13 protein-coding genes are annotated in these 24,374 nt (G+C 75.2%); 3 read left to right on the plus strand and 10 right to left on the minus strand.

Features of this window, described 5'->3' with window-relative positions:
* The first annotated feature begins 112 nt into the window (after window positions 1-112).
* Both ABEA93_RS16680 and ABEA93_RS16685 read left to right on the plus strand, forming a co-directional pair.
* On the plus strand, window positions 113-472 hold the full coding sequence (locus ABEA93_RS16680; protein ID WP_345676344.1) for a type II toxin-antitoxin system RelE/ParE family toxin: 360 nt from the start codon (window positions 113-115) through the stop codon (window positions 470-472).
* A 27-nt stretch (window positions 473-499) separates the two neighbouring features.
* Entirely contained in the window at window positions 500-820 is a 321-nt protein-coding gene (locus ABEA93_RS16685) for a helix-turn-helix domain-containing protein (RefSeq protein ID WP_345676345.1), read from the plus strand.
* A gap of 34 nt (window positions 821-854) precedes the next feature.
* Here the strand turns inward: ABEA93_RS16685 and ABEA93_RS16690 are convergent, their stop codons facing one another.
* The 3 genes from ABEA93_RS16690 to ABEA93_RS16700 all read right to left on the minus strand — a co-directional run bounded on the left by ABEA93_RS16690 (window position 855) and on the right by ABEA93_RS16700 (window position 5,016).
* Complete coding sequence (locus tag ABEA93_RS16690; protein ID WP_345676346.1) at window positions 855-1,868, minus strand: TolB-like translocation protein; 1,014 nt, start codon at window positions 1,866-1,868, stop codon at window positions 855-857.
* Window positions 1,865-3,235 (minus strand): MFS transporter, encoded by a 1,371-nt coding sequence (locus tag ABEA93_RS16695; protein ID WP_345676347.1) that lies wholly within the window; start codon window positions 3,233-3,235, stop codon window positions 1,865-1,867. Before ABEA93_RS16695 ends, ABEA93_RS16690 begins: the two co-directional genes overlap by 4 nt.
* Before the next feature lie 98 nt (window positions 3,236-3,333).
* Window positions 3,334-5,016 (minus strand): putative Ig domain-containing protein, encoded by a 1,683-nt coding sequence (locus ABEA93_RS16700; protein WP_345676348.1) that lies wholly within the window; start codon window positions 5,014-5,016, stop codon window positions 3,334-3,336.
* Between the two features lie 362 nt (window positions 5,017-5,378).
* On the opposite strand from ABEA93_RS16700, the gene ABEA93_RS16705 reads away from it, so the two are divergent.
* On the plus strand, window positions 5,379-6,266 hold the full coding sequence (locus ABEA93_RS16705) for a LysR family transcriptional regulator (RefSeq protein WP_345676349.1): 888 nt from the start codon (window positions 5,379-5,381) through the stop codon (window positions 6,264-6,266).
* Here the strand turns inward: ABEA93_RS16705 and ABEA93_RS16710 are convergent.
* Genes ABEA93_RS16710 through ABEA93_RS16740 form a run of 7 tightly spaced genes read right to left on the minus strand, consistent with a single transcriptional unit; the run spans window position 6,257 to window position 24,243 of the window.
* A complete protein-coding gene (locus ABEA93_RS16710) occupies window positions 6,257-7,306 on the minus strand; it encodes a hypothetical protein (protein WP_345676350.1) in 1,050 nt (349 codons plus the stop codon). The genes ABEA93_RS16705 and ABEA93_RS16710 overlap by 10 nt on opposite strands.
* A 49-nt stretch (window positions 7,307-7,355) precedes the next feature.
* Window positions 7,356-9,230, minus strand: a complete 1,875-nt coding sequence (locus ABEA93_RS16715) for a class I SAM-dependent methyltransferase (protein ID WP_345676351.1) — start codon at window positions 9,228-9,230, stop codon at window positions 7,356-7,358.
* Entirely contained in the window at window positions 9,227-10,402 is a 1,176-nt protein-coding gene (locus ABEA93_RS16720; RefSeq protein ID WP_345676352.1) for a glycosyltransferase, read from the minus strand. The genes ABEA93_RS16715 and ABEA93_RS16720 overlap by 4 nt, the downstream gene beginning before the upstream one ends.
* Window positions 10,399-11,250 (minus strand): alpha/beta fold hydrolase, encoded by an 852-nt coding sequence (locus tag ABEA93_RS16725; protein ID WP_345676353.1) that lies wholly within the window; start codon window positions 11,248-11,250, stop codon window positions 10,399-10,401. Before ABEA93_RS16725 ends, ABEA93_RS16720 begins: the two co-directional genes overlap by 4 nt.
* Window positions 11,251-11,255: 5 nt before the next feature.
* On the minus strand, window positions 11,256-11,648 hold the full coding sequence (locus tag ABEA93_RS16730) for an acyl carrier protein (RefSeq protein ID WP_345676354.1): 393 nt from the start codon (window positions 11,646-11,648) through the stop codon (window positions 11,256-11,258).
* The gene (locus ABEA93_RS16735; RefSeq protein ID WP_345676355.1) at window positions 11,645-16,693 is read right to left on the minus strand and encodes a type I polyketide synthase; all 5,049 of its coding nucleotides are present in this window, start codon (window positions 16,691-16,693) and stop codon (window positions 11,645-11,647) included. Before ABEA93_RS16735 ends, ABEA93_RS16730 begins: the two co-directional genes overlap by 4 nt.
* Entirely contained in the window at window positions 16,690-24,243 is a 7,554-nt protein-coding gene (locus tag ABEA93_RS16740) for an SDR family NAD(P)-dependent oxidoreductase (protein ID WP_345676356.1), read from the minus strand. The genes ABEA93_RS16735 and ABEA93_RS16740 overlap by 4 nt, the downstream gene beginning before the upstream one ends.
* Window positions 24,244-24,374: the final 131 nt, after the last annotated feature.

Consider the following 24,374-nt stretch of genomic DNA (forward strand, 5'->3'; position numbering starts at 1 on the left):
GGAGCCGCCCGGCGTGCGGGAACGGAGGCGGCCGGGTGCTCTGCGGGGTCGGATGAGATGACTATCCGGAACTCGCCTTCGGTCATGCTCTGTAAGCGCGAGACTCCCCACCGTGATCGAACGGTATGTGATCGAACTCGAGCCCGAAGTGCGCGGTTGGCTCGAGTCGCTGCCGATTGCCGAGTATCGGGGTGTTGCGGAGCTGGCCGACTTGCTTGCGGAGAACGCGACGACGCTGGACGAGCCGTACGCGAAATCACTGGGTGACGGCGTGCGCGAGCTGCGGATCCGGCTGCACCCGCTCAGCATGCGGATCACCTCTTGGATCGCACCCCAGCGGCGCGTCGTGCTGCTGACCGTCTTCGCCAAAACCCGCGACCGCGAGACCCGGCAGGTGGAGCGGGCGAAGCTCGCCCGCAAGGTCTGCGCGGAGGAGCACGATGTCGCGGTCGGCGTATTCACCCGGGAGTAGCCTTCATTCATGGATGCGCGATCCGCTATGAGGCGGCGTAGGGACGCGTTGCTGGCAGGTTCGGTCGAGCCGTTCGATGCGGAGGCGCGGCGGCAGCGGGCGGACGCGGCAGCGGCGATGGCGTTCGCGAAGGCGGTCTACGACGCGCGCAAGGCGGCGGGGTGGTCGGAGGCCGAGTTGGCGGAGCGCGCCGGGCTGGTCGAGGACGACATCGTGTGCGCGGAGGAGAGCGGCACGGTGCCCACTCCGGAACTGCTCGAACGGCTCGCCCGCGCCTTGGACTCCGACGTCACGCTGACGTGGTCGGCCACTGGCGTGACGGCGCGGTTCGAGCGCCGCGCGGCGTAGGCGGGAACGGGCGCAGACCAGCCCCAGCCGCGGGTCAGCCGCGGAGGACCGTCGGCGACAAGGCGTACTTCACCAGCACCTTCGGCTTCCCCCCGCCGTCCGCCGGGGTCGACCAGATGTCGGCGCGGAGGTCACCCGGGAGGGTGTAGAGGACGGTGGTGTTGTCGAGCCACTCGGCTTGGTCGTCGAGGGTGCGGGTTTCCGCGGTGGCGGTCTCGGTGCCGGTGCGGAGGTCGAGGGTGTAGAGGCGCCAGGGGCGGGACGGGTCGGCGTCGGGGAGGCGCTTCTTGTAGGCGATGCGGGTGCCGTCGGGGGAGAGGGACGGGCATTCGACGTTGTCGTGGAGGGTGCGCAGGGTGCGCGCGGCGAGGTCGCCCTCGGCCAGGTAGCGGTGGCCGTCGGTGGCGACCGTGGCGTAGAAGCGGTTGTCGTCGGCGGCGAAGGTGACGCCCCAGACGTTGATGTCGGCGGCTTGGTAGGGCTTGCCGTCGCGGATCACGCGGAAGTTCTCGAGGTTGTCGTAGAGGGTGCCGCTGCGCCGGTCGAGGATGGCGGTGCGGGTGGCGAAGTCGATCCCGGCGTAGGACTCGCCGCCGACGAAGGTGGTCCAGGCGGCGAGGTTGCCGGTGGGGGAGACGCGGGCGCGGGACGGAGTGCCGGCGGTTTCGCGGGTGTCGATGGGGCGCAGGTGGTCGTCGAGGATGACCGCGTTGTAGGTGTGCAGGGCGGCGTTGGCGAGTTTGAGGCAGACGCCGGTGCCGTGGGCGGCGTGGAAGACGAGGCAGGCGGTGGGGGAGATCGCGCGGCCGTCGTCGCCGTCGGATGTGCCGGTGGCGGACAGGTCGAGGGCGGCGACGTGGTCGCGTCCGGAGCCGGCCATGGTGGTGCGGAAGAGGATGCGGCCGGGCGGGTCCAGGGCGACGTCGGAGAAGGCTTGCTCGGGGCCCTGGCCGGCACGGCCCGAGGCGTGCCAGGTGTAGGCGACGGCGATGCCGGCCAGGAGTGCGGTGGCGACGGCGAGGACGGCGAAGCGCGCGGTCCGGGTCATCCGGCGGTCTCCTCGGGGGCAGCGGGGGCAGCGGGGGCGGAAGCGGCAGCGGGCGCCGGGGACGGAGCGGGAATCGGGTGCCGTCGCGAGACGAGCCAGGCGGTGCCGGTGGCGGCGGCCAGGGCCGTCCCGGCCGCGGTCAGCGCGGTGTGCGGGCCCCAGGTGGTCCAGGCCGCGCCGAAGGCGACGGCGCCGGCGGCGCGGCCCGCGGCTTGGCCGGTCTGCACGAGGGCGAGGGAGCCGCCACGGAGGTGGGCGGGGGCGAGGGGCGCGGCGAGGGCCATGAGGACGCCGTCGGTGGCGGCGTAGAAGGCGCCGAGCAGGAGGAGGGGGAGGGCGATCGCGGCGGCCGCCGGGAGGGGCGTGGCGAGGGCGGCGTAGCAGGCGAAGAGGACGGCGTGGCCGGCGAGGAAGACGCGGAGGCGGCCCCAGCGGTCGGCGAGGAGGCCGACGGGGACGGCGAGGGCGAGGAACGCCAGCGAGGTGCCGAAGGGGAGCAGGGGGAAGAGGTGCGGGCGCAGGTCTACGGCGCGTTGGAGGAGGAGGTAGACCATGCCGTCGCCGATGGTGGCGGCGCCGAGGACGGTGGCGTACGCGCAGACGCGGGCGAAGCCGGGGACGCGGAGGACGGCGAGCGCGTCGCGGATCCGGGCGCGGGGTGCGGCCGGTCCTGCGGGTCCGGCGGGTCCGGTGGGGACTTCGCGGACGTAGAGGAGCAGCAGCAGGACGCCGAAGGCGGCGAGGCAGAAGCTGACCACGAAGACCGCGTCGTAGGCCTGGGCGGCGAACCACAGGACGGCGAGGGCGGCGGGCGGGCCGAGGAGGGCGCCGGCCGTGTCGAGGGCGCGGTGGACGCCGAAGGCGCGGCCTTGGGCGTCGGCAGGTGCGGAGAGGGAGATGAGGGCGTCGCGGGGTGCGGTGCGGATGCCTTTGCCGGCGCGGTCGACGGCGATGACGGTGCCGATGCCGGGGACGGACGACACGGCGGGGATGGCGAGTTTGGCGGCGGCGGACAGGCCGTAGCCGGTGGCGGCGACGGGTTTGTGGCGGCGGGTGCGGTCGGCGACGTGGCCGCCGGCGATGCGCAGGGCGGCGGTGGCGCCGTTGTTGAGGCCGTCGAGCATGCCGAACGCGAGCGGGGACAGGCCGAGGCCGAGGACGAGGTAGACGGGCAGGATGGCGGTCACCATCTCGCTGGAGATGTCGGTGACCAGGGAGACCAGTCCGAGGGCCAGCACGTTCGGCGGGACGGTGCGGAAGGCGCGGGCGGCGCGGCGTCCGCGGGGCGGCCTGCCGCCGGGCGGGGTGGCGGGCGAGGCGCGGATGCCGCCGGAGATGTCGGTGCCGCGGCTGGTCGACAGGTACATGCAAGCTCCTGCGTGGACGGGGTCGGTGCGCGGGCCCCGGGGAATGGGGTCCGCGCACCGGCCGGTCATCGGGACGGTTGCCCGTCAGGGGCGGAGGGTCAGAACCACGCGACCGTCCACGTGAACGAGATGCTTGCGGTGGCGCCGGCCGCGTCCTTCGCGGTGACGGACACGTTGGTGGTGCCGGTGCTCCACGCGCTGCCGCTGATCTGGCAGTTGGTCGGGTTCATCCACAGGCCGGTGGGCAGGCCGGTGGCGGAGCAGGTGTAGGGCGCGGTGCCGCCGGCGACTTGCAGGGTGAGGCTGACGCTCTTGTTGAACGTCGACTTCTGGTTGCCGGGGTTGGTGACGCGCAGGCCGCTCGCGGGCGGGGTGACCGTCCAGGTGAACGACGTGGAGGCGGTCCCTGCCGAGTTGGTCGCCGTGACGGTCGCGTTGGATGTGCCCGCGGTCGTGGGGGTGCCGGTGACGAGGCAGCCGGAGCTGATCGACAGGCCGGCGGGCAGCCCGGTGGCCGTGCAGGTGGGTGCGGGCGAACCGGTGGTCTGCACTTGCAGGTTGACGGCAGTGCCGGTCGGGGTGCTCTGATTGCCGGGGTTGGTGACGGCGGGTGCGGTCCCGCCTCCGCCGCTCGGGCTGACCGTCCAGGTGAAGGACACGGCCGCGGAGGTCTGGTTGATGCTGTCCTTGGCTGTGGCGGACACGTTGTAGGTGCCTTGTGCGGTCGGCGTGCCCTGCACCGCGCAGCCGTTCGACGGGTTGGACAGGCCGGGTGGGAGTCCGGTGAACGTGCAGGTGTACGGCGCGGTTCCGCCGCTCACCGACAGCGGCACGTTGACGGCTTGGCCGACGACGGATGCCTGCGGTCCGGGGTTGGCGACGGCGGGCGGCGAGCTGGTGCCGCCGTTCCACACTTCGCTGATCGCGGAGACGTTGGAGGCCTGGCCGGAGGTGCGCAGCCCGTACATGTCCTCGAGGGTGCGCATGGTGTTGTAGTGGTTGTAGTTGGTGCCGTAGGTCCCGGTTTTGACGTTCGCGCCGTAGTAGACCGTGGCGATCTGGTTCTGGGAGCGGAACGCGTCCTCGTCCCAGGTGACGATCAGCAGGCTGTTGTGCGTCTTGGCCCACTGGGCGTAGCCGTCGAGTTTGTTCTTGGTCCAGGTGTCGCCGGTGGCGGTGCATCCGGGGTCGTGCATGTCGTTGCACAGGTTCGGCACGACGAAGGACACGGTGGGCAGTTGGGTGTAGTCGGTGGGGAAGTCGCTCATCTTGTGCGCGGTGCTGGTGGGCACGTTGGAGAACGCGAACCACGGGTTGTGCTTGCGCGCGTACTTGGCGGTCGTGCAGGTGGCCGGGTTGCCGTCCCAGTCCTCGTTGTAGCTGCCGAAGGTCTTCCCGGCGTCGAGGAGTTGCTTGCCGAGGTTGTCGGCGCTGTACGGCTGGCCGGGTTCGGGGCAGGAGTCCGAGGTGGCGCCTTGGGTGGCGCCGGAGAACATCGCGAAGTAGTTGCCCTGGCTGGGGTGCGACTCGCCGTGGAAGTTCGTGAACGAGGCGCCGCCGCTGATGAGCGAGTTGATGTAGGGCATCTGTGCGTTGCCGACCACGTCTTCGTAGTTCGTGTTCTCGTGGACGACGATCACGACGTGGTCGAACTTCGGTAGTGCCGCGGCCGAGGCGGGTGTGGCGCTCAGCGCCATGATGCCTGCGGTCGCCGCGGCCGCGGCGCCGGCGCAGAGCGCGGCGACCGCCGCGGTCCACGGCCGGCGTGCGAGGTGCGGCACGATGGGGCCCTCCTTGGTCGGGAGATCCTGGTCGGGAGATCCGCTTTCGGGAGATCCGGGTCGTTCCGGTGGTGCCGGCCGAGTCGGCCGCGGGGCATCGTGCGGTGCCGCGCCGGAGGTCACAACGCGCGGAATCTGCGGGCGAGTCGGCGGGGTACCGGTGGCCTGCGGGTTTGTCCGGGGCGGTGGCGCAATCCGACCGAGCCGACATGGACCGATGCCGAAACGGTGCGTGCCGCTTCCGGTTTGCCGCGGATTTTGCCTGCGGATGGTCAACCGATGACGCCCATTTGGCGGATGCGGGACAAGGAAACCGGGCGGATAGGGTGACCCGGACCATACGCAGGGGTACGGTGCGGAATGTGACTCTCCAGCAACTGCGTTACCTCATCGCCGTTGTCGAGCACGGGAGCATGACCGCGGCTGCACAGGCCCTCTTCGTCGTCCAGCCGGCGCTGTCGCGATCCCTCCAATCCCTGGAACGTGAGCTGAAAGTGGAGCTGTTCGTCCGCTCCGGACGCGGTATGGCGCTCACGCCGGAAGGCGTCCGGGTCGCCGCGCTGGCCCGCCGGGTGCTGGACGGCGTCCGCGCCATCGAAGACTCCGTCGGCCCCGCCGACGCGGACACCGGCCGCAGCGCGCTGCGCCTGGCCACCACCCAGACCCTGGCGATCGACTTCATGAGCGGTCTGCTGCCCGGCTTCCGTGCCAAGCGCCCGGAGATCGACGTCGCCGTCGACTGCGAACCCACCCGGGACGCCCTGTTCACCGCCCTGCGCAAAGGCGACGCCGACCTGATCCTGGCCGACCTGCCGATGCCCGCCGACTTCCGGGTGCATCCGCTGCGCCGCCACGAAGTGGTCCTGGTGTCCCCGCCGGACACGCCGCTGCCCGACCCGGTGCCGTGGCGTGCCTTGGACGGCCTGCCGATGATCAAACCGCCCGCGGATTCGCCGCGCGGCCGCGACTTCGCGATGCTGTTCGACTTCCACGGAATCCGCCCCCGGACGGCCATGGAGACCGACGACCGCGGCGCGTGGCTGGCCTGCGTCGCCGCCGGGGTCGGCTCCGCCCTGTGGTACGCGGACCTCGCGCAGCGGTTCACCGGCACCATCGGCGTCCGGTCGTTCTCCCCGCCGCTGACCCGCACCATGGGCCTGGCGTGGCTGCGCAAGCCCATGACGCCGCAGATCCGCGCGCTGTGCGCGTACGCCCGGATGCACGGGGTGCGGGAACTCGACTACGCGTGAGCGGCCCCGGCCGCGGCCCCGCCCACCATCGTCAGGAACCGCGGCACCGGACGCCCCTGCTCGCGGAACACCGCGGCCACCGCCGTCCGCACCCGGACCGCCGCGGCGACCGGCAGGAACGCGGCCACCGCCGTCCCGCCGCCCGCCGCCCGCGCGCCGAACGCGCCGGCCCGGCACGCCGCCGCGACCACCGGGTCGGTGTCCGCCCAACTGCCGCCGTAGCCCGGCACCCGGGCCCGCTGCGTCGCGGTCACCAGGGCCAGTGCCTCCGCCATGAGCCCGTCGCGCAGCAGCGCGGCCATCCGGCCCGCCCGCCGGACCTCGTCGCGGGCACTGCGCAGCGACGCCGCGACCGATGCCGCCGCCCCCCGCGCCGGCGGCTGTTCGCGCGGCACGATCAGCATCATCCGCAGCCCGGCCGCCGCCAGGTCGCACGGCTGCTCGCCGACCGGGCCGGCCGAGCCGACCAGCAGGGCGTGCCCGTCGCCGCCGCACAGTGCGGCGCTGCGCAGGGCGTTGCCGTCCGCGGTGTCGTGCGGCGGGTCGACGGTGTTGCGGAGCAGCGCGTCGAGGGTGAGGGCGGTCAGCCGCGGCCCGTGGAGGGCGGTCCAGGCGAGTGCGGTGGCACTGGACAGCGGCACGGACGGGGCGAGGCCGGTGTCGTCGGGCAGGTCGGCGTGCAGGAGCAGGTCGGCGCCGGGCCCGGGGCCGCCGAGGCGGGCGAGGGCGTGTGCGGTCTCGACGATCGGAGCCGCCCAGCCGGGCACGTGGTGTCCGGTGCCGTGGACGGGGACTTCGACGGATTCGAGCGGCCGGTCGAGCGAGCCGATCCGCAGGATGCCGTCGGTGCGCGGTGCGGCCGCCATGACGACGTTCGCGCCCACCGGGACGGTGATGCCTTCGCGGCCGGGCACGCCCGCCAGCCGGACGGCGTAGGGCGCGGTCCAGACGCCGGTGGGGGCGTGCCCGAAGGCCTGCGCGAACGAGAACGGCACGACGCGCAGGACGGGTGCCGCGTCCCGGCGGTCGACGAGAGCCATGGACGTCCTTTCGGGAACGGACAGGAGGCGTGTGCGGCCCGGGCGGGTGTCACCCGGGTTCCTTGCGGGCCAGCACCCGGTAGGCGTCGCTGCCGCCCGCCGGGCCCAGCGTGCGCGCGGCGGCGGACCCGAGCAGGTCGAGCATGGCCGCCGCGGCGAACACGGGCACGAACACGGCCGCGGCCGCCCCGCGCCACACGCGCCGGGCCGGTGCGAACCGGGGCACGGCCCACGGCTGCCGGGGATCCGGGGCGACGGCGGCCAGCGTCGCGGTGGCCGCGGCCATGAACAGCTGTCCTTGGTGCGCGGGTCCGCGTTCGACCTCGGCGACGGTGAAGCCGCGCGCCGTCAGCGCCTGGGTGAGGTTGCCGAGCGGGACGAAGTGCTGGTGCTGGGGCTGGAACCACGGGTGCCAGCGCCGGTGCAGCAGGCGCGCGTACCAGCACTGCGGGTCGGGCACTTCGATCAGCAGGTGGCCGCCGGGAGTGACGACCTTGGCGGCGGCGTCGAGTTCGGCGCCGGGGTCGCGGGTGTGCTCCAGGTAGTGGTGCATGCTGACCACGTCGTAGCGTCCCGCGAGGGTGTCGGCGTGGTCGGGGAACTGGCCGACGTAGGCGTGGTCGATCCAGCCGCGCCGGGCGGCTTCCTCGACGCCCGAGCCGAGGTCGAGGCCGTCGAAGGCGGTGTCCGGGAGTTCGGACTTCCCGACCAGGCACATGTGGGCGTGGCCGGTGCCGACGTCCAGCCAGCGGGCGGGCTCCGCGTGCCGCCGGACGAGCCGGGCCCGGTTCCGGTAGTGGCGGGTCATGCCGGCGAACATCGACTCGGCCCCGTCGGCGCCGACGCCGTCGTAGAAGTCGCGGTAATAGAAGGAGAGTCCGTCGAGGGAAAGGCGCGGGTTCTGGAAGGTGTGCCCGCAGTCCCGGCATCGGTCGAGGACGAACCGGCCGGGCTTGCCTTGCAGCCGGTCCTTGGTGCGGAGCCGCACCCGGAGTCGGTCCGATCCGCACCACGGGCAGGCGGTGGCGCGAGGCTCGAAGAACCGGTCGGTGCCGTCGGCGAGTTCGGCGGCGTAGGCGGAGCGGCGGGCGGCGTCTTCCGCGGGTGTCCACCGGGCGGGCGCGGCGGGTCCGGCGGCGGCCCGCAGCCAGCGGACGGCAGCCAGGACGGGACGCCCCAGCGTCGACACGGCCGCGTCGCGCGGGCGTACCGGGGCGCTGCCCGCGACGACGGCGTACGGCTGCACCCACCAGGCGGCGAACGCGAGCAGGCCCCAGAACGGCGTGCCGTACCCGGCGCCGGCGAACGCGGCCGTCTCGCCGAGCAGCCCGCCCAGTGAGCCGGCGGGCGACCCGCCGCGCGCCGCGGTCAGCGCCTTGTACGCGCGGGCGTCCGGCGGGTTCCCGCGCAGGCCGGGCGCGATCGCATGTCCGGTGGAACGCGCCGCGTAGCGTTTCAACCGGGCTGTCACGTCGGCGAGTCCGGCCGGGGTGAGGTCACGGGCGGGTGAGACCCCGGCACGCCGCAGCACGTCGGTGTGCACCAGCAGTGCGTGCTCGGCGCCGCGGCCGCGCGCCACCGGGTCGGTGCGGAACGCGGTCGGGTCGAACTCGTGCAGCAGATCCAGCAGCGGCTCGACGGGCATGTCGCCGGGGACGAGGTCCAAGACCAGCAGCCCCTGCGCGGTCGCGAACTCGACGGCCGAATGCTCCAGTTCCCGGTCGACGGCGATTCCCGCGACGGTCAGCCACGCGAAGTCCCGCGGGCCGGCTTCCCGGTCTGCTTCTTCGCCTGGCCGCGCCGGGCTTCCCGAGGTGAGGACGGGCATGTGCCGCAGCCGTCGCCGGGACCGCAGCGTGCCGAACAGCACGGCGGCGAGCAGCAGCAAGGCCAGCCACGGGAACGGCGAGAAGCCCGTGTTCATCCGCACACCTCCGCGGGCATCCGCTCCAGCAGGTCCGCCGCGGCCGGGGCGCCGCCCGCCTTCGCGAACGAAGCGCGGATCCGCAGAGCGGCTTCCCGATGGCGCGGATCGTCGAGGACGGCTTCGAGCGCCGCCCGGATCTCCGGGACGTGCGCCCGCCCGAACCGCACCCGCACGCCCGCTCCCGCGTCCACGACCTGCCGGGCCACGAGGGGCTGGTCGTCGCGGATCGGCGCGACCACGAGGGGCAGGCCGAACGCGAGCGCCTCGCAGACCGTGTTGTGGCCGCCGTGCGTGAGGACGGCGTCCATGTGCGGGAGGAGTTCGAGCTGCGGTACGTGCTCCTGCCGCAGCACGTGCTCGTTCCCGGCGGCGGACAGCATCCCGTCGGGTGCGGCCATGACGATCTGGGCGCGGTCGGCGAGGGCGCGGGACGCATCGGCGACCGCCGGATAGAAGCGGGTGCCGGCGTCCCGGTTGAGGGTGCCGAGCGAGACCAGCACGCGGCGGCGGTCGGACGCGAGCCGTTCCCAGGGGAAGCCGGCCGAGGTCGGGCGGGCGCCGAACGCCGGGCCTACGTAGTGGTGGTGCGGCGGGACGTCCGGTCCGGTGCCGGAGAGTTCCGGCGTGGAGAAGACCAGCGCGGCGGGTGCCGCGAACCGGGCGTCCCAGCCCGGGCCGAGTCCGGCGTCGTCGGCGACCCGGCAGACCTGGTCGCGCACCCACGCGTGGACCTTGGGGAACCCCTCGAAGGGCCGGGTGAATTCGACCGACGTGGTCGCCGACGTCACCCACGGCACCCCGCGCAGTTCGGCGGCGACGGCCCCGGCGAACGCCTGCTGGTCGGCGACCACGACGTCCGGCTTGACCGTGTCGATCGCGGCGAGCGCGGCCGGGAGCATCGCACGGGCGAGCGGGACCAGCACGTCGGCGACCAGGAAGCGCAGGGCGCCGACGCCGCGCAGGCCCTGCCAGGCGCCGTGCAGGGCGGCGTAGCCGTCCGGCGGGCCGCCGTCGGACGGGTGGAGTTCGGCGTCCGGCGGCAGCAGGTCGGCGGTCTCCGGCGGGCCGCACCAGGCGATGCGGTGGCCGCGTGCGGCGAGTTCGGCGGCGACGGCGGCCGCCGGATTGACGTGTCCGGTGAACGGCGGCATGACGAAGAGGAATCTCATGCCGCGCTCCCGGCCGCCGCGGACAGCGCGTCAAGGCGGCGCAGAACCGCTCCGACCAGGGCGTCGGGTGCGTCGCGCAGCAGGGCGTGGGCGGCGTCCGGGAACACTTCCAGGTCGCAGTCGGGCAGCAGGTCGGCGAGCAGCGGGCCGGACGCGGCGAGGTCCGATTCGGCGCCGAACAGCGCGAGCACGGGGTTGCGGACGGCGGCGAGTTGGCCGGGGGTGAGCAGGCGGGCGGTGCTGACGTCCTCGATGAGCGTCGTGTCGTTGAGCAGGGCGTCGGTGGCGGCGCGCACCCGGGCGGCTTTGCGGGCCTGTCGGTCGGCGGCGGCCGCCGCGGCGTCCCAGCGGTTGCGTTCGAGGCCGAGGGCGACGAGGTTGAGCGTGTTCGCCATCGATTCGACCCAGCCGCCCTTGTAACCGTCCGGGCCGGGGAGGTCGCCGGTGTGCTGCGGGTCGAGGGACTGGCCTTCGACGAGGACGACGCTCGCCACCGACTCGGGGTGCAGGTAGGCGGTGTGGAGGGCGACGAGGCCGCCGTAGCTGTTGCCGACCAGGTGCACGGGGCGGGTGATGCCGCAGGCCTTGACGACGGCGGCCAGGTCGTCGACGGCGGTGTCCAGGTCGTAGCCGGTCGGCGGCCGGTCGGTGCGGCCGTGGCCGCGCTGGTCGTACAGCAGCACGTCGTAGCCGGCCCGGGCGATCGGCGGCGCGAGCGTGTAGTAGAGGCTGGACAGGTTGTCCAGGACGAGGCCGTGCAGCAGGACGACGGTCGGCCGCGCGGCGGCGGGCCGGTCGCCGCGCAGGTGCTGGACGTGGAAGCGGAGCCCGTTGGCGTCGACGTGCATCGCCGCTACACCCCCCGTCCGGCAGCCGCGCTCCGGTGCGCGTCCGTGGGGGACGGCCCGTCGGTTTGGGCGGCGATGTGGTCGACGAGGGTGCCGACGGTCATCCCGAGGATCTCGTCCATCTCCAGCTCGGCGAGGAACGCCATGAAGTCGACGCGGTCGCCGTAGCGTTCCTCGAGCTGTTCGGCGAGGGCGACGAACTCGATGCTCTCGATGGCGAGGTCGTCGTGGAACGAACTGCCGCGCTCGACGTCGCCCGCGATGAGGAGTTCGTCGCCGACGACCGCGACGAGCATCGCGGTGACCTCGGCGAGGATCACGTCGGCCCGCGACGGGTCCGCGGCACGCGGGCGGGACGGGGGCGCGGTACGGGTGCCGGTGGCGGTTTCGCTGGTCACGGGGACTCCTGGGGGGTGGTCGGGGCGGGGGCGGCGGCCGGCACGGTCCATGCGACGACGTAGCGGTCCGGCCCGTCCGCGACGACCCGGGTGCGCACGGTGTGCCCGCCGGACGGGCCGGCCAGCACGAGCGTGTCGCCGCCCGCGCGCACCACCCGCCACGCGCGGGGCCGGCCGGCCAGGCCGGTGCCGTCGGCTTTTCCGGCGGCTTCCTTCGCGCACCAGAACCGCACCAGCCACGCGGTGCGCGCGGCGGGGTCGCCGTCGGCGAGATCGGCGAGCAGGGTCCGCTCGTCGTCGGTGAGGGCGGTGCGGGCGACCGCGTCGGGCAGGTCGGCGAGGGTCTCGACGTCGATGCCGACGGGGCCGCGGCCGGCCAGCGCCACGGCGATGCGGTCCTTGTGCGCGAGGGAGATGTGCGGCAGTGCCGGGCTGTCGGAGGGCGGCAGGTCGGGATCGTCGGCGACCGGGATGCGGCTCACGGCGGGCTGCCCGCCGTCGAGATTCCGCACGTGGATCTCCGCCGGGTACATCGGCCCTTCGCCGCGTGCCCACAGATATCCGCGTGCGGCGTCCTTCGCGGCGATCCGGCCGAGCAGCCACCCGGCCCGGGCCCGCGGCGGCACGGAGGCGAACTCGGCACGTTCCGCGGCGTCGAGGTAGCGGCGCATCACCAGCTCCTGCGAGGCCGCGTCGGGCCACCGGGTGCGCACCAAGTACCAGCCTTCGGGCTGCGGTTCGCCGACACCGGTGGTGTGCGGCGTGAACTTCATCGGCCACACGCGTTCGTCCGCGGCGAACCGGCGGTACGTCCAGCCGGTCAACCGGGCCCGCAGCAACCCGTCGACGGAACCGCGGAGTTCGACGTCGCCGCGGACCGTGGTGGCGGTGACGTCGCGGATCCGCGCGGTGGCGGCGAGCCGGTCCCCGGGCGCGGGCGGCGGCCCGTACAGGTGGACGTGGTCGACGGAGACCGGGAAGACGAGCCGGTCGGTCGGCAGCTTCACCTGCATCCAGTGGCCGAGCAACTGCCCCGCGGCATCGAGCAGCGCCCCGGGCGCGGGAAGGCAGCGCAGCACGCCGCGGATGCCGTCGTCGGCGATCGCGGTGATCTCGTCGACGCCCGCGAACCCGGGGCCGTGGAACATCCACCGGCCCGCGTACAAGTCGGCCGCCCGCACGGGGGCCGGGCCTTCGCCGGTCAGCGGGGTGTCGTCGCCCGGCTCGGGCGGGCGCGGCCGCGTGCCGAGGACGACGACGGTCGTGGTGTATCCGGAGATGGACACCTGCACGCGGTCGGCGTCCAGACGCGCGGCGGTGACCTCGGCGTCGGTCGGCGGCGCTACGGGCAGCCAGCGCAGCGCCCGGACGTCCTGGTAGCCGGTGACGACCCGCCCGGGCACGAGTGCCCGGGCGGCTTCCCCCGCGAGGTGCAGGAGCGTGGTCATCGGGACGACCGGGAAGCGGTCCGACGCGTCGGGCCAGCGGTCGTGCTGCTCGTAGATGCAGTGGTCGGCGACGTAGGGGAGGGTGCGCAGGGAGAACTCCTGGCGTCGGGTGAGACGGGGCATGGGGTGGTTGGCGGCAGAGCGGTGGGCCGGGGCGGCGGGGCCGGGCGTGGGCGTGGTCGGGCCTGTGGGGCGTGAGGGGGCTTGAGGCGCGGGGGTGTTCGGGCCGTGCGGGGCCGCGGCGGCCGGGCCCGAGGCGCGCGGGTGCATGGCCGGGGCTGTGGGGCGGGAAACGCCTTGCCCGGATTGCGTGGCGACAACGGTCGGCGGCCGGAGGGCCTCGGTGGGCGGGACCGTCTGCGGGTGCGGGTGCGGGTGCGGGTGCGGCGGGGCCGGGGCTCGGTTCGCCCAGGCCTGGCGGGCGCGGGTGGCGGCGTCCCCGGCCTCGTTGAGGATCGCGGCGAACGCGGCGAGGACCGGATTGCCGAGGTCGGCGGCGCCGGACGGAACGGCTGAGGAGGGACCGGTGCGGGTCCGCGGGCCGGTCGGTGCCGACGCCGCGTCGACGAGGGGGACCGGGGGAGTGCGTGTGCTGCCGGTGCCGGGATGCCCGGTGCCGCGGCGCGGCGCGGCGGGGTGCGGCCCTGCGGGGCCGGGAGCCGCCAGGGTCGGGACCGTCCCGGGCCGGACCGCCGCGGACGGTCCGGCGGCCGTCGCGAGTGCGGTCGGATCGAGGCGGATCAGGGGCGATCCGAGGTTCAGCCGGACCGCCGGCACCGGACGGCGGCGGGAGGCGGCCGACCCGGGTTGTGCCGCCACCGCGGCGGCGATGCTCGAGGCCGGCCCCGGGCCCGTGGCCGTGCCCGCGTCGGCGCGCGACTTCCCGGCGGCGGTTGTCGCCGCCGAAGTCGGCGCCGCCTCGTACCCCTCCGTCCACAGCGCCGCCGCCACCGCCGCGATTCCCGCGAGCCCCGGCCGTCGGGTGCCGTGCGCGGAGACCGTGAGGATGTCCGCGCCGGGCAGCGCGTCGTCCACGAAGCCGCCGAGGCTGCCCGCGCCGACCTGCACGAAGGCGCGGACTCCGGTGTCGTGCAGCCGTTCCGCGAGTGCCCCGAACCGGACCGGTTCCAGCAGGTGGCGGATCGTCAGCTCGCGTACCGCGCCCGGCTTCTCCGGGAACGGGGCGACGGTGGTCGCGGACCAGACCGGGACCCGGCCGGTGCGCAGCGGCAACTTGTCGAAGGCGGCCCGGACTTGTGCCACGTACGGTTCCCACATCGGGGTGTGGAAGCCGGACCGGAACGGCATCTCCTGCCCGAGGACGCCTTCGCCGCGCAGCCGCTCCAGGACTCGGGCCACGGCGTCTTCCGGTCCGCAGACCACGCACTGGTGCGGACAGTTCTCGTGGGACACGACGACCCCGCCGACGGCCGCGCAGGCCGCGGAGGCGCGGGGCGCGCCGCAGGCGACGGCCGCGTACACCAGGTCGGGGACGGCGACCGAGCCTGGGCCCAGCGAGCCGAGGAACACGTCGAGCGCGCTGTCCGGGTACATCCCGGCGACGACCATCGCGGTCCATTCGCCGACGCTGTGTCCGGCGAGCACGGCGGGCCGGATGCCGAGCCGGCCGAGGGCGGCGGTCAGCAGCCGTCCGGCGCCGAGCGCGTCGAGGGCGCGTCCGACGATGTCGTCCGTTCCGAGGCCGGACGGCAGCGGCAGGCCGAACGCGTCGGCCACGTCGTCCAGCTCTGGCTGGAGGCCGGGTTCGAGACCCGGGAACAGGAAAGCCACCGTGCCCGGCCGGGCGGCGTGCGGGCCGAGGAGCGGGCGCGGGGTGAACCACAGGTCGCTGCGGCCGCGCCAGGGCTCGCCGCGGGCGAGGACGCGGCGGGCCAGGTCGATCCGTTTCGGCGTGGGGTTGAGCAGGGCGAGGCGGCAGGCGCCTCGGCCCGGGTCGGGCGGCCCTTCGGGGCGGTCGCTGCGGGCCGCGGAATCGGCGTACTCGGTGAGGCGCAGCGCCAAGGCCGCCGTGCTGTCGGCGGCCAGCCGCAGGACGGGCACGGCGGCGAGCGGCGCACCCGCGGCCTCGGACACCATCGACGCAGCGGTTTCGGACGCGTCCCCGAGCCGCCCCGCCCCCGTCGGCAGTGCCGCCGCCCGGCCCGCGGGCGGCTGTTCGACGACGACGTGGGCGTTGACGCCGCCGAAGCCGAAGGCGTCGATCCCGGCGCGGCGTACCGGCGCGTCCCAGGGTTCCGCCGCGTCGGTTACCCGCATGCGGGTGCGGGCGAGGGCGGGGTGGGGTGCGTCGACGTGCAGCGTGGGCGGCAGGACGGCGTGGTGGACCGCGTACACGGCCTTGAGCAGTCCGGCCATGCCGGCGGCCTGCATGGCGTGGCCGATGTTCGACTTCACCGACCCGACGACCACGTCCGGTCGGCCCGTGGGCGGGCCGAACACGCGTGCCAGGGTCTCCAGTTCGATGCCGTCGCCGACCGGTGTGCCGGTGCCGTGGGCTTCCAGCAGTCCGAGGGCGTCGGGTGCGCGCGGGTCGAGGCCGGCCGCGGTCCAGGCGCGGTCGAGGGCGCGGACCTGGCCGTCGGCGAGCGGGCTCATGAGGCTGGCGGCCCGGCCGTCGCTGGAGATGCCGACGCCGCGGACGACGGCGTAGATGCGGTCGCCGTCGCGTTCCGCGTCGGCGAGGCGCTTGAGGACGACCGCGCCGGTGCCTTCGGAGATCAGCGTGCCGTCGGCGCTCCGGTCGAACGGCCGGATCCGCATCGCGGGGCTCAGCGCCCGCAGTTGCGTGAACACGCTCCACAGCGTCGCGATGTGGCAGTGGTGCACGGCCCCCGCGATCACCGCGTCGCAGCGGCCCGACGCGAGTTCCGCCACGGCGTGGTCGACCGCCAGCAGCGACGTGGCACAGGCCGCGTCGACGGTGTACGCGGGGCCGCCGAGGTCGAGCCGGTTCGCGATCCGCGACGCGGTGAAGCTCGGCACGAGGCCGATCGACGCGTCGGGCTGCTCCGGGCCGAGCGCGGCTTGGAAGGCGGTGCGTACCGCGGTCAGCCGTTCCTCGTCGAACTCCGGTGCCACGTCGCGGAGTACCGCGACGAGCTGGTGCGCGGTGCGGACCCGCTGGTCGAGGCGGGCGGTGGCGACGCCCATGTAGCCGCCGCGGCCGAACACGACGCCGACCCGGGAGCGGTCGGCCAGCCGGTCTTCGCCGCCCGCGTCGGCGAGGGCTTCGGCGGCGGTGCGCAGGGCGAGGAGCTGGTCGGGTTCGGCGCCGTCGACGGCCGACGGCATGATGCCGAAGCGGGTCGGCTCGAAGGCGGCGTACTCGTCGACGAATCCGCCTTTGCGGCAGTAGAACCGGTCGGCGTGCACGGGGCCGGTGGCGGCGCCGGGGGCGAAGTAGACGTCCGGGTCCCAGCGGTGCGGCGGGACGTCGGTGATGGCGTCCACGCCCTTGGCGACGTTCGCCCAGAACGCGGGGGCGTCGGGTGCGCCGGGGAACACCGCCCCGATGCCGACGATCGCCGCGTCGGTCGGCCGCGGCCCGCCGGTCCGGCGGGCGCGGTCGGCGGTCACCGGTGGTCTCCGGCGGGCGGCGGGCACAGGTAGGCGACGTGCGGGGCGGTGGAGCCGGACGCGAGTTCGGCGAGCAGGGCCGCCACGCCGGCGTCCGGGTCGATGAGGGGCATGCCGAGGCGCTGGTAGTGGCGTTCGAGTTCGGCGGTGACCATGCCGCCGCCGGACGCGGCCCACGGTCCCCAGTCGACGGACACGACGCGTTCGGCGACCGCGTCGGGCGCGCCGTCGGCGGCGGCACGGTGCCAGCGGCAGGCGAGGGTGTCGAGGGCGTCGTTGGCGGCCGCGTAGTCGGATTGCCCGCGGTTGCCGAACACGCCGGCGACGCTGCCGAACAGGGCGAGGAACGCGGGGAGTCCGGTGCCGTCCGGGCGGCCGCGCACCGCGTCGGCGAGGGTGTGCGCCGCGGCGACCTTGGTGGTGAAGACGCGGGCGAACGCGTCGTGCGACTTGTCGGCGAGGAGCCGGTCGTCGAGGACGCCCGCGCCGTGCACGATGCCGTCGAGGCGGCCGTGCCGCGCGTACACGTCGGCGACGACGGCGTGCAGGGCGGCCGGGTCGCGGACGTCGGTGGCGTGCAGGCGGACGGACGCGGCGTGCGCGCCGAGTTCGGCGAGCGTCGCGGCGACCTCGCGCCCGGCGAGGATGCCGGACACGGCCGTCTCGATCTCGGCGGGCTTCCCGAACCGGGCGGCGGCGAGCGCGGCCCGCAGCGCGGTCCGGTCGGGCGCGGCGGCGGTGGCGGGGTCTTCCGGGCCCGGGGCGGGGGTGCGGCCGACGAGTTCGATGTGGCAGCCGTACGCGCGGGCGAACCCGAGGGCGGCCTGCGCGGTGATGCCGCGTGCGCCGCCGGTCAGCAGGACGACGGAGCCGGGGCCGAGCGGCCGGGTGCCGGAGGGTTCGCCGGGGTCGGTGGGGGTGGGGCGTGCGTCGAGGACCCGGCGCAGCCTGGTGCCGGTGTCGAGCCCGACGACGACGTGGCCGTCGGGGCCGGCCGGGGGTTCGGCGAGCAGCGGCAGGAGCTGCTCGGCGAGGTGCGCGGGCTCGGCTTTCGGATCGAGGTCGACGACGCGGACGGCGGTGTCCGGGTATTCGCGGGCCGCGGTCCGCGCGAACCCGGCCAGCCCGAGCCCCGCGGCTCCGGCTGCCCGCGCGGCGGCGTCCCGGCCGAACGCGCCGCCGAAGCCGGTGGCGGCGAGCAGGGTGCGGACCCCGCCGCGGAGGGCGTCGCGCAGGAGCGGGAAGTCGTCGAGGACGACCGGGACGTCCTCGGCACGCAGGGCGCCCAGGTGGACGAGGACGTCGGGGACATCGCCGAGCGTGACCCCGGGCTCGGCGATCCTCACCCGGGCACCGCGGCGCTCCAAGAGCGCGGCGAGCGCGAGCGCGACCCCGTGCGGGTCGGCGACGAGGAGCACGGACCGGCCGGCGAGCGCGGCGTCGACGTAGGCGGGGTCGTGAGCGGGGGAGGGGAAGGCGACGAGGTCGACGGTGTGGCGGGTGGGGGGTTGGGGGGCGAGGGCCAGGGGTTCGGGGGTACGGGCGGGGTTGGCGTCGGGGACGGGGCCGGTGCCGGCGGCGAGGGCCGGGCTGGGGGCGTGGCCGGAGCCGGCGTCGAACGCGGAGCCCGTGGCGAGCGCGCCCGAAAGGCCGGAGCCGTGGACGTCCGCCGACGACTGGTCGAGGCTGTGGACAACCGTTCGCGCCCCACCCCCCGCATCCGGTACTTGGTTGGAGTGGGGACCCCCATCAAAAGTCGGATCATCCGACCGACTCGAAGCGCTGCCGCCCACCACCTCCCGGGCGTGCGCCACCAGCCCCTCCACGATCCCGCTGATCGTCTTCACCCGGGCCAGCCGCTCGACGAGCGCCTCGTCGAGCAGGTCCAGCCGCATCGCCAACTCGCCGATGATCTCCGTGCGTTTGATCGAGTCGACGGACAGGTCGGCTTCCAGGTCGAGGTCGGTGTCGAGCATCTCGCGCGGGTAGCCGGTGCGCGTGCCGACGATGTCCAGGACGGCTTCGAGCACGTCGTCCGTGCTCGGCAACGCACGGCTCGGCGCGGCAGGCGCGGCGGGTGCGGCGGGTGCGGACACGGGCCCGGGCGCGACGACCGCCGATTCGGCCGGGACCTCCCAGACCGGCTCCGGTTCCGCCGCGTAAGCCGTCGGCGCCGACGCCTCCGCGTACGCCATCGGCGCCGCGGTCTCCGAATACACCGGCTGCACCGCCCCCACGGGCGTCATCGGCGTCGCCCCGCCCCACACCGCGGGCTGAGGCACAGGCGACGTCATCGGCGGCGCGCCCAGGAAACCGAGCAGCACGTCCCGCTGCGCCGCGATCAACTCGCGCGTCCCGGCGAGGTAGGCGAGCACGGCGTTCTCACGGGGATCCGCGAACTCGGGGTATCGACCGGCCAAGACAGACTCCGAGGGAATCGGGAGGGACAGGGAAACAGGAGGGACGAGCGGCGACGCCGGATACGACCCGCCGGGGCCGAGGGGATTTGCGTCGCCGGAAGCCTCGGTCGCGGCGGTGACCGCAGGGCCGGGGGCGAGCCGCGGCGAACCCGGATACGGGGCGGTTCCGCCGGTCAACGGGTCGAACCGATCGCCGGGCCCACGCGCGTCCGGGCCGCCGCGCGGGTGAGCGCCGAGCTCCCGGCCGGGGCCCGCGGCGTGCCCGAACGCCGGATCCGCCCCCCGCATCGGCACCGGCTCCGCCACCCGGCTCCCCCGCGCCGGCCGCAACCCGCCCGCCACCGGCTCCCCGTCCGCCGTCCGCACGAGCTGACCGTCGACGACCCACCCGGGCCGCCGTCCCGGCTCGACGTCCGCGGGCGTGACCCGTCCCCGGGTCAGCTCCCGGACCGCGACCGGCACACCGCGTACCGCCAACTCCGCGCAGGCCGTCAGCAGCCGCCGGATCCCGGGCTCGCCCGCGACGTCGCACGCGACCGCCGTGTGCGGGCGGTCCCCGAGGATCGCTCCCACCATCCCGGTCAACGCCCGCCCCGGACCCGCCTCGACGAACACCCGCGCCCCGGCCGCGTACATCGCTTCGATCTCGTCGACGAACCGCACCGGCGCGGCGACCTGGCGGGCCAGCAGCCGCCGCACCGCCTCCGCATCCGGCGGGTACGGCTCCGCCGACGTGTTCGACCACACCGGGAACGACGCCGCCGCGAACTCCACCTCGTCGACCACCCGTGCCAGCGTCTCCGCCGCGCCCGCGATCAGCGGACTGTGGAACGCGCACGCGACCGGCAGCCGCCGCACCGAAATCCCGGCGTCCTCCAGCAGCGCCACCGCCGCGTCGACGCTCGCGGTCGGCCCGGAAACCACCGTCTGCTTCGGCGTGTTGAGGTTCGCGACCACCAGGCCCGGCAGCGCCAGAGCCCCGTCGGAACCCGCGCCGACCACCTCCGCGACCCGGTCCGCCCCGGCGGCCACCGCCGCCATCGCGCCGGGGTCGTCGCCCGTCGCGGCCACGATGGCCTCGCCCCGGGCCGCGCTCAGCCGCAGCAGCGCCGCGCTGTCGTACAGCCCGGCCGCCCACAGCGCGACCAACTCCCCGTAGCTGTGCCCGGCCGCCAACTCCGGCCGCACGCCGAGCCGGTCCAGCAACCGCGTCACCGCGACCGAAGCAACCCCCAATGCGGGCTGCGCCGTCCGGGTCTCCGTGATCCGCCGGTGCGCCGCATCGCGGTCCTCCGCGGTGAACGCCGCGGGCGGGAACATCGCCGCCACACACGACTCCGGCGCTTCGCCCAGCACGGCCCGCAGCCCGGGGAACGCGACGAACAAGTCCGCGGCCATTCCCGGCCGCTGACTGCCCTGCCCGGGATAGAGGAAGGCCACCTTCCCCGGCCCGTCCTCGTCGGTATGCCGCCGGAAGATCTCCCCGCGCGGATCCTCGGCCCCGTCCCGGGCCCGCGCCAGCTTGACGCGCAGGTCGTCGACATCGCCCGCCACCAACGCGATCCACACCGGCGCCCCGGCCGGCAGCAGATCCGCGGCGAACGCCGCCAGCCCCCGCAGGCTCCGGGGCCCGGCAGCATCCGCCGACGCCGCGACCTTGGCGAGCGCCGCCTCGGCGTCCTCCCGCGACGCGCCCGCGAAGCAGAACAGCTCCGCCGGCCACTCCGCCACCGCCGCGCTGCCCAGCAGGTCCGGGTCGTCCACCGGAACGGGCCCGGCATGCCCGGCCAGCACCGCATGGAAGTTCGTCCCGCCGAACCCGAACGCGCTCACCCCCGCCACGCGCCGCGCCGGGTCCGCCTCGGTCCACGGCCGCGATCGCGCGTCGAACGAGAACGGGCTGGTCTCGGCATCCCATGCCGTGTTCGGACGCTTCACATGCAGCGTCGGCGGACGCACCCCGTGGTGCACCGCAAGCGACGCCTTGATCAACCCGGCCAGCCCGGCCGCGCACTTGGTGTGCCCGATCTGCGACTTCACCGACCCCAGTGCACAACTCCCGGGCGCGGCACCGGCCTCCGCGAACACCGCGGTCAGCGTCTCCAGTTCGGTGCGGTCTCCGACCACCGTGCCCGTGCCGTGCGCCTCCACGAGGCCCACCGAGGCCGGCGACACGCCCGCGTTCGCGTACGCCCGTTCCAACGCCCGCCGCTGCCCCTCCGGCCGCGGCGCGGTCAGCCCCAGGGACCGCCCGTCGCTCGCCCCGCCGACCGCCTTGACCACCGCATAGACGCGGTCCCCGTCGCGCTCGGCATCCGCCAGGCGCTTGAGCACCAGGCACGCGGCACCCTCGCCCAACGCGATCCCGTCGGCCGCCCCATCGAATGCCGCGCACCGGCCCGACGGCGAAAGGGCGTGCACCGACGCGAACATCAGATAGTCGTTGATGCCGTTGTGCGTGTCGACGCCGCCGCACAGCACCATGTCGGCGCCGCCCTGCACGAGTTCCTTGCACGCCAGGTCCAGCGCGGCCAGCGAGGCCGCGCACGCGGCGTCGACGGTGTAGTTCACCCCGCCGAGGTCGAGGCGGTTCGCGATGCGGCCCGCGATGACGTTGGCGAGCACGCCGGGGAAGGAGTCCTCCGTCGGCATCGGCAACTCGGCGTCCAGGTCGGGCGGCAGCGCGCCGAAGTAGGCCGGGTACAGGGAGCGGAAGCCGTACGCCCCCGCCAGGTCCGTGCCCGCCTCCGCACCGAACACCACGGCCGTCCGCGAGCGGTCGAACTCGCGCCCGTCGCCGTACCCCGCGTCGTGCAGCGCCCGCGCCGCGACATGCAGCGCCAGCAGCTGCGCCGGTTCGATCGACCCCAGGGACGCCGGCGGAATCCCGTACGCCGTCGGATCGAACGGGATCCGCGGCACGAACCCGCCCCACTTCGACGGCGTGCGGCCGTGCGGATCACGCACCGCGTCCGGGTCGTAGTACAGATCGTGGTCCCAGCGCTCCCGCGGCACCTCGGACACGGCATCCGCGCCGCCCACGACGGTCCGCCAGAACCCGGCCGCATCCGCTGCCCCCGGGAACACGCACTCCATCCCGACGATCGCCACATCGAGCGGCTCGGCAGCAGAGCCCTCCGCCGCACCCAGCCCCAACCCGGCGGCTCGGGAAGCCAAGAACTCCACCGCTCCGTCGGTCACTTCCCGATGCAGCGCGGCGATGTCCGTGGTCGCGCCGCGCAGTGCCGCCGTCTGCCCGAGCATGAACATCCCGTCGCGCCGCTGCGTCGCGTCGTCGACCCGGACGAGGTCGGAGCCCGCGCGCCGCACGCCCTTGCTGGCGATACGCAGCCGCCCCAGGTTGAGCCCTTCCAGCTCGGCCCACATGTCGGTCGCGGGGACTCCCCGTGCCTCGAGATCCGCGCGGGCCGCGGCGAACGCCGTCACGAACGGCGTGTCCGCGCATCGCGTGGCGTGCCCCGGCGCGGTCTGCAGCAGCACGGTCTCGCCGCACTCGACCGCGGCATCCCGGAACCCGGGCAGGATCGCCCCGGCCGTCACCGCCTCGTCGGTGAACAAGTACGCCGTTCCCATCAACACCCCTACGCGGGCGCCGCGTTCGGTCAGCGGGGCGGACGCGGCGGCGACCATGGCCGCCGAGCGGGCGTCGTGGATGCCGCCCGCGAACAGCACGTCGAGGTCGGCCGCGCCGTGCTTGCGGGCGTGCCGGAGCAGCGCGTCGATCTGGGTCTCCCACAGCGGGAAGCTCGCCCGCGGCCCGACGTGCCCGCCGCATTCCAGACCCTCGAACACGAACCGCCTGGCTCCCGCCCGCAGGAACTGCTCCAGCAGCCCCGGCGACGGCACATGCAGGTACGTGGCGATCCCGGCGGCTTCGAGCGGCGCCGCCTGGTCGGGGCGCCCGCCCGCGATGAGCGCGTACGGCGGCCGCACCTCGGCGACCGCGGCCAACTGGCGCTCCCGCAGTTCCGGCGGCGCGAAGCCGAGCAGCCCGACACCCCACGGCTTGTCGCCCAGCCGCGCCGCCGTTTCGGCGAGCAGTGCGCGGACGGCGTCGCCGTCGAGCAATGCCAAAGCGAGGAACGGCAGTCCGTCGCCGGTGGCGACCGCCTCGGCGAACTCCGCCCGGTCGCTCACCCGGGTCATCGGGCCCTGAACGACCGGCAGCCGCGGGCGCCGCACGGCGGACGAGCCGCGCGGCTCGTCCCCCGCGGCGGGCGCCAACGCCCGCAGCCGCACGGCGGCCTCGATCGACTCGGCGATCGCCGTCCGGACCGCGGCGACCGCCCGCCCGGTCGTCCCGTACCGTTCCGCGAACCGCCGGGCCAGCGCGCCGTCCTGCCCCACCGGCAGCAGCTGCCGGTCGAGCCCGCGCGCCCCGAAGGCGGTCGCGATTCCGCCGGACGCCGCCGCGGTGTCGGCCAGTTCGCGCAACGGCAAACCCGGCCGGGTGAACACCCGGTGCCCGTCCAGCAGCGCGGTCTCGCCGCCGTCCATGGCCCGTAGTGCGGCGGCCACCGGGTCCGGCAAGGCCGCGGCGCACTCCGCGAGGAGTGCGAGCTGCGTGTCGAGGACGACGCCCTCCGCGCCGCCGGCGACCGCGGCCGCCGCGGTGTGCGGGCCGATGCCGCCCTTCGCCCACACCGGCAGCCGCAGCCCGGGATCGGCGGTCAGCTGCTGGAGCAGCACGAACGTCGTGGTGCCGCCGACCCGGCCGCCGGCCTCGTGGCCGACCGCGATCAGGCCGTCCGCGCCGGCGTCGCGCGCGGCGCGGGCTTCGGCGAGCGAGCCGACCTCGGCCAGCACGCGACGCCCCGGTCCGACGTCGGACACCGCCCACGGCGCGTCCGCGGCGAGCACCACCACGTCGGCGCCGTCCGGGAGTTCCGCCGGGACGAGCGGGCAGCCGCAGGGCACGCGCACGCCGAACGCCCGGTCGCGGCGCCGCGCCAGGACCGCGAGGGCGGCCCGGGCCGCGGCGGCGTCCCGGCCGAGGTCGACGACCCCCTGCGCCCCCGCCCGGTGTGCTGCCGCGGCCACCGCGGCGTTGGGCTCCTCGAACGGTCCGATCGCGAGGACGAGGTCGCGGCGGTCGGTCTGCGACGCCATGAATGCGGCTCCTTCCGGGGCGGGCGCGGCCGCCCGCCGGGCCCCGGAATATTCCGGGAAACGCCGGCGGGGACGCGGGCGGCGGGTCCTCGGGAAAATGCCGGAATACTCGGCCCGAACACCCGGGAATC

Origin of the sequence: Yinghuangia aomiensis, from assembly GCF_039542225.1 — a bacterium.
GTDB classification, from domain to species: Bacteria; Actinomycetota; Actinomycetes; order Streptomycetales; family Streptomycetaceae; genus Yinghuangia; species Yinghuangia aomiensis.

Excerpts from the sequence above, each read along its gene's own strand:
- ABEA93_RS16685 (WP_345676345.1), top strand. The coding sequence starts at position 500 with ATGAGGCGGCGTAGGGACGCGTTGCTGGCAGGTTCGGTCGAGCCGTTC.
- ABEA93_RS16690 (WP_345676346.1), bottom strand. The coding sequence starts at position 1,868 with ATGACCCGGACCGCGCGCTTCGCCGTCCTCGCCGTCGCCACCGCACTC.
- ABEA93_RS16695 (WP_345676347.1), bottom strand. The coding sequence starts at position 3,235 with ATGTACCTGTCGACCAGCCGCGGCACCGACATCTCCGGCGGCATCCGC.
- ABEA93_RS16710 (WP_345676350.1), bottom strand. The coding sequence starts at position 7,306 with ATGGCTCTCGTCGACCGCCGGGACGCGGCACCCGTCCTGCGCGTCGTG.
- ABEA93_RS16715 (WP_345676351.1), bottom strand. The coding sequence starts at position 9,230 with ATGAACACGGGCTTCTCGCCGTTCCCGTGGCTGGCCTTGCTGCTGCTC.
- ABEA93_RS16720 (WP_345676352.1), bottom strand. The coding sequence starts at position 10,402 with ATGAGATTCCTCTTCGTCATGCCGCCGTTCACCGGACACGTCAATCCG.
- ABEA93_RS16725 (WP_345676353.1), bottom strand. The coding sequence starts at position 11,250 with ATGCACGTCGACGCCAACGGGCTCCGCTTCCACGTCCAGCACCTGCGC.
- ABEA93_RS16740 (WP_345676356.1), bottom strand. The coding sequence starts at position 24,243 with ATGGCGTCGCAGACCGACCGCCGCGACCTCGTCCTCGCGATCGGACCG.